The sequence below is a fragment of the Pseudoalteromonas prydzensis genome (assembly GCF_011050055.1).
Lineage (GTDB): Bacteria > Pseudomonadota > Gammaproteobacteria > Enterobacterales > Alteromonadaceae > Pseudoalteromonas > Pseudoalteromonas prydzensis_A.
Genome location: NZ_DRGM01000174.1, coordinates 1 through 10,597, shown reverse-complemented (window position 1 = coordinate 10,597; position 10,597 = coordinate 1). Strand labels below are relative to the sequence as shown.

Genomic DNA, 10,597 nt, shown 5'->3' with positions numbered 1-10,597 from the left:
GCTTACCAAAGCGCCGGACGGGCTGCACTTAATTTGTCACCCTGCAACGATGACGCACGCAGGTATGGACGCAACAGCACGTTTAGAAGCGGGTGTGGGCGATACGCTTATTCGTATTTCGGTAGGTATTGAAGATATATACGATTTAGTTGCTGATTTTGAGCGAGTGTTTGAACTTGTAAAACCAGGGCAAAATAAAAATGTTGGCCGTGTAGGCAAAGGTGCGGGCACTTCTGTTGGTAACGTTAAATTAAGTGCAGCCCGTCCGGCGCTTTGGTAAGCAATACCAATCCGCAATAATACCTAATCAATTTGAGGGATTAAAGCTGGCGCTAACGTCGTTAAAAATTTCTGATATACGACTGCATGGATGCAGGAGGTAGAGCAATGCAGGAGCAATTGCCGAGAACAACTAAACTCAAAATAGACTACTTAATTAAGCGAATTGGTATAAATATGGTTAATTGTATACATAAATTTGGTGGCTCGAGTTTAAGCTCAAGTGAGCGATACCAAAGCGTTGCAAAAATAATAATTACACATACTCAACCGGGTGACTGTGTGGTGGTATCGGCTGCGGGTAAGACAACCGATACGCTAGTATTACTTTGGCAAAGCTATCAAAAGCAAGACAATCAAGCGGTAGCTGATATTTTACTACAGTTAAATAATCACCAAAGAGACTTAATAGAGCAGCTATTAGAAGCTGATTTAAAACGAAGTGCACTTAAAACACTAAATACCGAACTTAGTGATATTGCAGAACTTGCTCAAGCTGAGCAGCTAAAAGAGGCTGCGTTACTTGCACATGGCGAATTGTGGTCAGCACGCTTACTCGCCATTTATTTACAGCAGCTAAATATTGAGGCATGTGCTCAAGATGCCCGCACTCTTTTTACCTTGAATGATGGTGAATTAATGCATGCGCAAAATGCGCAGAAATGTGGGCAGTTAATTTTTCCTAATAAAATAAATGTTGTTACTGGGTTTATAGCCGCAGATATCAATGGTGAGACTGTAACGCTTGGCCGAAATGGTAGTGACTACAGCGCAACACTACTAGCAAATTACTGTAATGCTAAGCAGGTATGTATTTGGACTGATACGCAAGGAGTGTTTAGTACTGATCCACGTAAAGTGCAAAAAGCGATTAAATACGGCAAAATTTGCCGTGGACAAGCTAATTTATTGGCTCGTTTAGGTAATCCTGTATTACATGCAAAAACACTATCGCCACTTAAAAACACAGATATTAAGCTAGCTGTTCGCAGTAGTTTTGATGTGCAAGCAAGCCCAACCGATATAGTAAAAGAAGGTTCAGCGAAGAAAAAACGTTTTATAACCACGTTGCAAAATGTTGACCTATTAATGGTTGAAGGGTTAAGTGAAGGAGAGGTTGCAAGTGTTAGTCAGCTTATTCAGCATAGCCTTCATCACTTTAACCATAATGGTGAAGTGTATCTGGTAGTGCCAGCAGCACAAACTTATCTGGTTATTAATTACTTTGCGGGTAGAGCAAATATTAGCGAGTCAAATTTAAATGGCTGCGCAATTGTAGCGCCTGAGCAAGACGTTAATACATTGAGCTTACAAGCGTTAGACTTATTAAAACTCCACAGCATAAAACCTCGTTTTGTCCATCAAGATACTGGATATGCTTTATTGCTTACCGATCAATTTATAGATAGTGATATACAAAGTGCCTTACACGATAAGCTAATTAATAAAGGCCAAGAAATCGCAATTATAGTTGCGGGGCTTGGTAACGTTGGCGACGTTTTTATTAAACAGTTATCGGCACAATTTGAGCGCTTATCGGATGACTTTAGTATTAAATTAGTCGGTCTAATTCGCTCTAAAAAAATGCTGTTTAATGCAAGTGGTATTAATACGCAGCAATGGAAAACTCAATGGCAGCATGAGGCTAATAGCTATCAATCTGCAGATTTACTGAATGCTATAAATGAGCTCGATTACGAGCATAAAATTTTAATTGATATTACCGCAAGTGAACAATTTAGCTTGTTATATCCAGACTTTGTAGATAGAGACTGTCATTTAATTAGTGCTAATAAATACGCTGGAACAGCATCTACTACTTGGTATAAAGCACTTCGTAGTAATATTTTAGAACGTAATTTACATTGGCGATATAACACCAGTGTAGGCGCTGGCTTACCTATTAACTTTGCTTTGGCTGATTTGCAAAATAGTGGCGATAAAATAACACGTATAGAAGGTGTTTTCTCAGGCACGCTTTCGTGGTTATGCAGTAAATATGATGGAATTAGGCCATTTTCTGAGTTGGTACTAGAAGCTCAGAAAATGGGATTCACAGAGCCAGACCCTCGCGAAGATTTATCTGGGCGAGATATGCAGCGTAAACTACTTATTTTAGCTCGAGAGCTAGGTGTAGAGCTTGAACTTGACGATATTAGCTTATCGGCATTGATGCCTGATGAACTTGCGCTGGGAAGTTGGGATGACTTTTTAAATAAAAAAACACAGCTAGATGCATTCATTGAAGAGCATGCAGCTACAGCAAAAGCTAAAAATTCAGTACTTAGATACACGGGCTTGTTAGAAATCAAACAAGGTGAAGTAATCGCTAAAGTGGGAATAGCGTATGTGCCTAATGGCGATGCGTTAGCAAACCTTACTCCTGGTGATAATATTTTTGTCATTAATAGCAAATGGTATAGCGATAACGCATTAGTGATTCAGGGGCCAGGAGCGGGTAGGGAAGTGACCGCTGCGGGTGTGCACTCTGATTTATATTGGCTTGTTCAAAACTTAAAATAAACCTTTGGTTTAAATAAAAACGGCAGCTTAAATAAGCTGCCGTTTTTGTATTACGTACATATTATTAAAATAGCTCTTCTTCTGTTTTAGTGTCTTCTTCAAATATATCGTTAGGCTGAGATAGCACATACTTTGTAGGTGCGGTGCCTTTTTCAAAATATTCAAATCGACTTGTGTAGTCATTTTTATGGCTTAATAAACCAGTAGCTAAATCAATACGAATAGAAACAAGTCCCTCAGGCGGCTCAATTGGAGCTTCGGGCTTGCCTTCTAGTGCCGCTTTCATAAATTCAACCCATGCTGGCTGCGCGGTTTTAGCGCCCGATTCAGCACCTGATATTTGGCTGCTATCTAGGTTGTTGTTATATGTAGAGCGACCAAGAGCGTTGCCCGGATTATCAAAGCCAACCCAAACTGAGGTCATCACATTACTATTAAAACCGCTAAACCAGGTATCTACTGAGTCATTAGTTGTGCCTGTTTTACCCGAAATATCGCGACGGTCTAGTGCTTGTGCTCGCCAACCGGTTCCACTCCAACCTGTTTTATGAGCCCAGCTACCCCCCCCCCAGATTGCACTATTCATAGCATCGGCAATTAAAAATGCATTCTGCTTAGAAATAATTCTCGGTGCACATTTTTTAGTTTGCTCCTCTTCACCATCACTATTATGGATTGAGAGTGCATTGAGTGTTGGCAAAGGCTCTTCGTCACAGGCAAGAGCAGGGTTTGCTTTAAACAATACATTGCCATAAGCATCTTGAATTTCTGAGATGAAGTAAGGTTCAATTAAGTGACCGCCATTGGCAAATGTACTCATGCCTCGGGCAAGTTCAAGGGGAGTAATGGAAGCACTGCCAAGGGCTAATGATTCACTGCGATTAATGTCAGCGTCTTTAAAGCCAAATTTTAGTAAGTGATCAGCTGTACGTTGTAATCCAACACCACGCAGTAAACGCACCGAAATAACGTTTTTAGACTGTGCTAAAGCACGGCGAATTCGAATAGGACCGTTGTAAACAGCGGGGCTATTTTTAGGACGCCATGCTACGCCTTGGCTTTTATCCCATTGGTTTATAGGTGCATCGTTTAATATAGACGCAAGCGTGTAGCCCTTTTCAAGTGCTGCTGAATATATAAAAGGTTTTATATTAGAACCCACTTGACGCTTAGCTTGTACCGCACGATTGTATTGGCTTTGCTCAAAGCTGTAACCCCCTACAATGGCTTTTATTCTACCGTCTTGTGGATCGAGTGAGACAATAGCGCTTGATGCTTCCGGTACTTGGCTTAATAAGAAGCTGCTATCTTCGTTTTGACGTACCCATATTTGCATACCTGGTGTTAAAATGTCGGTAGCTGCTTTTGGAGCAAAGCTTTGGCGGTAGCGAGTAATATACTTACGCGCCCATTTTAAATTATCCCAAGTGAGGGTTGTTTGTTCACCGTTTTTAAGTAATACAGTAGCTGTTTTATCATTAACACTAAGTACTGCTGCAACTTTTAAAGTGCCTAATTCATTTACGCTCTGTAATTTATTGAGTATTTGTTGCTCAGTTAAAGCTGGTTGTGTTTCAGGATTCCATAAAATATCAGTTGGACCTCTGAAACCATGACGCATATCGTAATTGTGTAAGTTATTTACAAGTGCGTTTTGCGCTGCTTTTTGAACCTTTGATTCTACTGAGGTAAAAATTTTAAAACCTGAGTTGTATGCTTTATCTACCCCATAGCGCGAAACCATTTCGGCACGCACCATTTCAGAGATATACGGTGCGTATAAGTTTATTTCTGCGCCGTGAAAATAAGCTGTAATAGGTTGGCTAGTTGCTTCGTTATATTGCTCTTGTGTTATATAGTCTTCGGTAAGTAAACGGCCTAAAACTACATTTCGGCGTGCTTTTGCACGCGTTGGGTTACGAATTGGGTTTAATGCAGAAGGTGCTTTAGGTAAACCTGCAATCATCGCCATTTGTGCAAGCGTTAAATCTTTTAGCTCTTTACCGTAATAAACTTGCGCTGCTGCACCAATACCGAAAGCACGATTACCTAATTCTATTTTATTAAGATAAAGCTCTAAAATTTCGTCTTTTGTTAATACATCTTCGATATGAAGCGCTATAAATATCTCTTTAACTTTGCGTATATATGCTTTTTCGCGTGTTAAAAAGAAATTACGAGCAAGCTGCATAGTAATAGTACTTGCACCTTGTTTTTTCTCGCCAGTAGATATAAGAACAACAGCCGAACGTACGATGCCAATAGGGTCTATGCCTATATGATCGTAAAATCGATTATCTTCTGTCGCTAGAAATGCATTAATGAGTGTTTGAGGAATTTCATCAATAGTCACTGGAATACGACGTTTTTCACCAAATTGATTGATTAAAAGCCCATCTTTAGTGAATACTTGCATAGGAGTTTGTAATTGCACGTCTTTTAAAACTTGCACACTGGGGATATCAGGTTTAACGTAGTAATAAAGACTGATCAAAGTAATCAGACCAATTAACACACAAATGATAAAAAATTGTAAAGTTCGTTTTAATAAAATCACTTATATTTCCCTAAATGGACTCCCAATTGCGAGTTTTGACTGCTAGTATATATTGATTAAAAAATGAATAATATTTTTTCATATAAAAATTATAACTTGTTTATTATTAAAACAAAGGCCAAGTTGAAACATGCTAAGTCAACTATTTCAAAAACCGTCCCAAATGATGGTAGGAATTGATATTGGATCGCACTCTATTAAGGCTGTGCTTTTACGTGAAATTGAAACTGGATTTCGACTTGAAGCACTTGCAATTGAGCCGATGCCAAAAGGCGCTATGAGTGAGCGTACAATCCAAGATATTGAAGCGATTGGTAACGTAATTACAAAATTAAGAAAAAAATTACCAAAGTCGTTAAAATTTGCGGCAGTGGCTGTTTCTGGCCAAACAGTCATCACAAAAGTGATCTTCATGGATGTATCGTTAACTGATGCTGAACTTGAGTCGCAAATTGAAATTGAAGCCGATAGTTTAATTCCATATCCTCTTGATGAAGTAAGCCTCGACTTTGAGAAGCTTTCGACGAATGAAGCCGATCCTAGTAAAATGAATGTTTTGCTTTCAGCTGCCCGTACTGAAAGTGTTGAAGCGCGTGTTGGCGCTTTAGAAGCAGCAAATTTAGAAGCTAAAATAGTTGATGTAGAAAGCTATGCATTAAGTCGTGCAATGGATGTGTATTACCAACAGTTACCTAGCGACGCATTTAATAAATGCGTGGCTGTGGTTGATATTGGTGCGGTTTTAATGCTTGTGAGCGTTGTTCAAGCTGGGGAAACAATTTATACACGTGACCAAGTTTTTGGTGGTGACCAATATACAAATAGTATCGTTGCTTATTATAATAAAGGCTTTGATGAAGCTGAGATTGGTAAAACATCAGGTGATTTACCGCCAAACTACACCTTTGAAGTATTAGCCCCTTTTCAAACTTCGTTACTTCAACAAGTGCGACGTGCGGTGCAAATGTTTTTAACAACCAGTGGCAAAGAGCAAATCGATTATATTGTATTAACGGGTGGTACATCGATGATTAAAGGTATTGACCGATTACTCATTGAAGAACTAGGTATTCACTCTGTCGTTGCTGAGCCTTTTGAAAATATGGAAATTTCTCCAAAAGTAGATCGTAATGTAATGCAACGTCACAAAACGCAGTTTGCAATTGCGACAGGGTTGGCATTAAGGAGCTTTTCAACATGCCACATATAAATCTACTTCCTTGGCGTGAATCGCAGCGCGAAGAATCGAAAAAGAAATTTGTAACTATACTTATTGGTGTCGTTATACTTTGTTTTGCGAGTATGTACTTATTAAGCTCTTTTTATAGTTCATTAAAAGACGGTCAAAACTTAAAGAATAACTATTTAAGTTCAGAAATTAGCATGCTAGATAAAAAAATTAGTGAAATTAGAAGTTTAGATAAAAGAAAAGAAAACTTACAACAGCGTATGAGGCTCATTGAAGAATTACAAAGCAGCCGTAATTTGGGTACGCAAATAATGGATGAAGTTGCCAAAATAGTGCCGGGTGGGGTTTATTTAACAAAACTCGAGCGCCGAGGTAGCCAAATTCATGTATTGGGACGCAGTGAATCTAATAACCGTTTATCAACAATGCTGCGCCAAGTACAAAGCTCATATTTACTAGAGAATCCTTCAATGCAAGGCATTGTTGCAGGCGATCAATCTTCGCGTTTACTTAGTGATTTTAATATGGAATTTTATGTAAAACCATTTGATAAAATTGGTGAGGTTAGCGATGAGCCTTGATTTTAAAGCACTGAGTGAAATTGATTGGAATGAAATAGAGCTCGATAACATTGGCGATTGGCCTATTGCAGTTAAAGCAATTTGCTGTACGTTTGTTGCCGGACTTGTATTGTTTTTTAGTTATAGCCTGTTAGTTTCTGATGAAATTGATAGTTACCACAGTGCAGTTGCGAAAGAGGTCGAGTTACGCACAACTTATCGTACTAAATACGCAGTAGCGAGTAAGCTTGAGATCTATCGTCAACAAATGATTGAAATGGAAGATAAGTTTTCACAATTATTAAAACGTTTACCTACCTCTAACGAAACCCCTGGTTTACTTGATGATTTGTCGTATGTTGGCACAACAAGTGGTCTGACTTTTTTAAAAATAGGTTGGTTACCAGAAGTCGAGAAAGAATTTTATACTGAATTACCGATTAAAATAGAAGTGATAGGAACCTACCATGAGTTTGGTGAGTTTGTGGGTAAAGTAGCTCAGTTACCACGAATTGTAAGCTTACATGACTTTTCTATTTTATCATCGGGCGATAAACAGTTAACATTTAGTGTTGTCGCAAAAACATATCGTTATGAAGAAGGAGTTAAAAAATGAAGCTCCTTCGCGTAGTACCTGTAGTAATGGTGTTTGTTTTGAGTGGTTGTAATGATGATACGTCTGAGCAAAAAGAATTTATTGATCAGGTAAAAGCAAGCACAACACCAAAGGTTGAATCAATTCCTGAGCTGACAAAGTTTGAAATATTTGAGTACAGTGCTGGTCAGCTACGTAGCCCGTTTGTAGCGCCTCAGCCTGAGATAATCCAAAATAAATTAACACAAGTAAAAAACTGTTTGCACCCTGATCAAGAGCGTCGCCGCGAACCGTTAGAAAAATACCCGCTAGATAACTTAGCAATGAAAGGCACAATTGGTTCTAGTGGACAAATATGGGCATTAATAACAGCAGCTGACGCTACTTTGCATCGTGTAACGGTAGGGAATTACCTTGGTAGTTATGATGGCAAAGTAAAAACAGTAAGTAACGACTATATAGAGTTAGTGGAATTAATCCCTGATGGGTCTGGCTGTTGGAAAGAGCGCTTGACTAAATTAGAAATGTTAGAGGCGGCAACAGATGGCGCAAATTAATAATAAAAAAGGTAAAAATAGCATGCATAAGGATGTACTTTGGCTTCATCGTATTTCACGAACATTACTGGCTGCTGTTGCTTTAGTCACTGTAAATTCAGCCGTTGCAGGGCCGTTACTTTATGATGTTCGTTATAATCCATTACTTAAAGGCGAAACTGAGTTACAGCTTGTTTTTGATGAAGAGTTAACGCTTGAGCCAAAAGTTCAGGTGTTTAATAGCCCAGCCCGAATCGAAATGTTTTTTGATACCGCAGAGTTAGAGGTTGGTTTAAATGATGTTGAAGTTAATCAAGCTGGAATTAGCAGTGTTACTAATGTTTTAACTAACAGTGGTTTAAAGGTAACAGTAAACCTCGATAGATTAAAAATTTATGAAACTGAAGTTCATAACAACTTAGTATCAATACGCGTGTCTGATAATCCTCTTACAGAATCTGAAAATGAAAATGAAAATGAAAATGAAAATGTAGCGATGGACTCAGGTGACGTAAGTGGAAATTACATCAACCGTATCCAATCAATTGATTTTAGACGTGGTGAAAAGGGCGAAGCGAAAGTACTCGTATTTTTACAAGACACTCAAGCTGCAATTGAAGTTCATGAGAGTGGCGGGAAAATTTATGCTGACTTTCATCACACCGATATTTTAGATGACCTACTTTATGAATTAGATGTATTAGATTTTGGTACTGTTGTAAGTAATATCGAGACTTTTAAAGAAGACGGATTAAGTCGTGTTGTTATTGAGCCAAACGCTCAGTTTACATTTACGTACCAGCAAATAGATAATATTTTAACGCTGACGGTAGAAAAAGATGAAACGCAAAACGCCTATTTAGATGGTGGCGTTGAGTATCAAGGTCGCCCTATGACCTTAAATTTTCAAGATATCTCTGTGCGAGCAGCACTACAAATTATTGCGGGTTATAACGATTTTAACTTAGTAACCAGTGATTCAGTGACCGGTAATATAACACTGCGCTTAGATGGCGTTCCGTGGGATCAAGCGCTTGACGTAGTACTGCGTATTAAAGGGCTAGATAAACGCATGGATGGCTCTATTTTAATGGTAGCGCCTGCAGAGGAGCTTGCAGCACGTGAAGCTAAAGATTTAAAAGCTAAACAGCAAGTTGAAGACTTAGAACCACTCTATAGTGAATACATTCGATTAAACTACGCTAAAGCCGAAAATTTTGCTGACTTATTAAAAACAGATAGGAACAGTATTATAACTGCCCGCGGTAGTGTATCGGTTGATCAGCGTACAAATACTTTATTGGTAAAAGATACTGTAAAGAGTATAGAAAACATTCGCCGGATGATAGAAACACTCGATATTCCAGTACAGCAGGTTGTAATCGAATCTCGGATGGTAACTGTGCGCGATAACGTTACTGAGGACTTAGGTGTACGATGGGGCTTTAGTGACCAAGGTAGTAGTGTTGGTATTTCAGGCTCCCTTGAAGGCGCTGAAGGTATTTATAACGCAACATCAACTACAAATGCGCCAAGCATTTCAGATCGATTAAATGTAAATTTACCAATTTCTAATCCTGCGGCCAGCATTGGTTTGCATATAGCAAAATTGGCTAACGGTACGTTAATTGATTTAGAGCTAAGTGCGCTTGAAGAAGAAAATAAAGGCGAAATTATTGCTAGCCCGCGTATCATAGCGGCTAATCAGCAAAAAGCACGAATAGAGCAAGGTACTGAAATTCCTTACACTGAGTCAGCTTCAAGTGGTGCTACTACCGTAAGCTTTAAAAAAGCGGTACTAAGCTTAGAAGTAACACCTCATATCACACCTGATAATAAAGTAATTCTAGACTTAATTATTACTCAAGACACACGTGGTGATACTGTACAAACGGGAACAGGTGAAGCAGTGTCTATTGATACCCAAGAGATTCAAACACAAGTGTTAGTGGAGAATGGACAAACCGTAGTACTCGGTGGTATTTTCCAGCAGCAGATCATTAATACTACGAGTAAAGTGCCAATTTTAGGTGACATTCCTTACGTAGGAAGACTGTTTAAAACCACAAGTGAGTTTAATGAAAAGCGTGAATTACTTATTTTTGTGACACCAAAAATACAAATTGATTAAAATACAGTGGTTTTATGTTAACCAACGGGTGATTATTTAGATTAATTGCTCGTTATATGGCTTTTTATGCTAATTGACTTGAAATACCCCCGCAATTACTGAGATAATCCCCTCCTTAATTTTGGGGCCAGGTCGTTAGGCGGGGTTTTATTTCAAATTTTAGAGTTTGTTTGTACTAAAAGATATGGCTGAGAAACGTAATATATTTCTAGTTGGCCCCATGGGGG

8 protein-coding genes are annotated in these 10,597 nt (G+C 38.7%); 7 read left to right on the top strand and 1 reads right to left on the bottom strand.

Features of this window, described 5'->3' with window-relative positions; all coding sequences use genetic code 11:
• Both ENH88_RS17155 and metL read left to right on the top strand, forming a co-directional pair.
• A partial coding sequence (locus ENH88_RS17155) for a PLP-dependent transferase (protein WP_304184069.1) occupies positions 1–280 on the top strand: 280 nt, incomplete at its 5' end.
• Between the two features lie 176 nt (positions 281–456).
• Positions 457–2,802 carry a bifunctional aspartate kinase/homoserine dehydrogenase II gene (gene metL, locus ENH88_RS17150; RefSeq protein ID WP_304184067.1) on the top strand — a complete coding sequence of 782 codons (2,346 nt, stop codon included), beginning with the start codon at positions 457–459 and terminating at the stop codon, positions 2,800–2,802.
• Between the two features lie 64 nt (positions 2,803–2,866).
• Here metL and ENH88_RS17145 read toward each other — a convergent pair whose 3' ends face one another.
• Complete coding sequence (locus tag ENH88_RS17145; RefSeq protein ID WP_304184066.1) at positions 2,867–5,359, bottom strand: penicillin-binding protein 1A; 2,493 nt, start codon at positions 5,357–5,359, stop codon at positions 2,867–2,869.
• A gap of 130 nt (positions 5,360–5,489) precedes the next feature.
• Here ENH88_RS17145 and ENH88_RS17140 point away from each other — a divergent pair, with 130 nt between their 5' ends.
• The 5 genes from ENH88_RS17140 to ENH88_RS17120 are packed head-to-tail and all read left to right on the top strand — an operon-like array spanning position 5,490 to position 10,370.
• Positions 5,490–6,569, top strand: a complete 1,080-nt coding sequence (locus ENH88_RS17140; RefSeq protein ID WP_024598074.1) for a pilus assembly protein PilM — start codon at positions 5,490–5,492, stop codon at positions 6,567–6,569.
• Entirely contained in the window at positions 6,557–7,129 is a 573-nt protein-coding gene (locus ENH88_RS17135; protein ID WP_024598073.1) for a PilN domain-containing protein, read from the top strand. Before ENH88_RS17140 ends, ENH88_RS17135 begins: the two co-directional genes overlap by 13 nt.
• Positions 7,119–7,724 (top strand): type 4a pilus biogenesis protein PilO, encoded by a 606-nt coding sequence (locus tag ENH88_RS17130; RefSeq protein ID WP_007586270.1) that lies wholly within the window; start codon positions 7,119–7,121, stop codon positions 7,722–7,724. The genes ENH88_RS17135 and ENH88_RS17130 overlap by 11 nt, the downstream gene beginning before the upstream one ends.
• On the top strand, positions 7,721–8,260 hold the full coding sequence (locus ENH88_RS17125) for a pilus assembly protein PilP (protein ID WP_007586272.1): 540 nt from the start codon (positions 7,721–7,723) through the stop codon (positions 8,258–8,260). Before ENH88_RS17130 ends, ENH88_RS17125 begins: the two co-directional genes overlap by 4 nt.
• Positions 8,247–10,370, top strand: a complete 2,124-nt coding sequence (locus tag ENH88_RS17120; protein WP_304184063.1) for a type IV pilus secretin PilQ — start codon at positions 8,247–8,249, stop codon at positions 10,368–10,370. Before ENH88_RS17125 ends, ENH88_RS17120 begins: the two co-directional genes overlap by 14 nt.
• Positions 10,371–10,597: the final 227 nt, after the last annotated feature.

Coding starts and splice junctions, on each gene's coding strand:
- metL (WP_304184067.1), top strand. CDS start 457: ATGGTTAATTGTATACATAAATTTGGTGGCTCGAGTTTAAGCTCAAGT.
- ENH88_RS17140 (WP_024598074.1), top strand. CDS start 5,490: ATGCTAAGTCAACTATTTCAAAAACCGTCCCAAATGATGGTAGGAATT.
- ENH88_RS17135 (WP_024598073.1), top strand. CDS start 6,557: ATGCCACATATAAATCTACTTCCTTGGCGTGAATCGCAGCGCGAAGAA.
- ENH88_RS17130 (WP_007586270.1), top strand. CDS start 7,119: ATGAGCCTTGATTTTAAAGCACTGAGTGAAATTGATTGGAATGAAATA.
- ENH88_RS17125 (WP_007586272.1), top strand. CDS start 7,721: ATGAAGCTCCTTCGCGTAGTACCTGTAGTAATGGTGTTTGTTTTGAGT.
- ENH88_RS17120 (WP_304184063.1), top strand. CDS start 8,247: ATGGCGCAAATTAATAATAAAAAAGGTAAAAATAGCATGCATAAGGAT.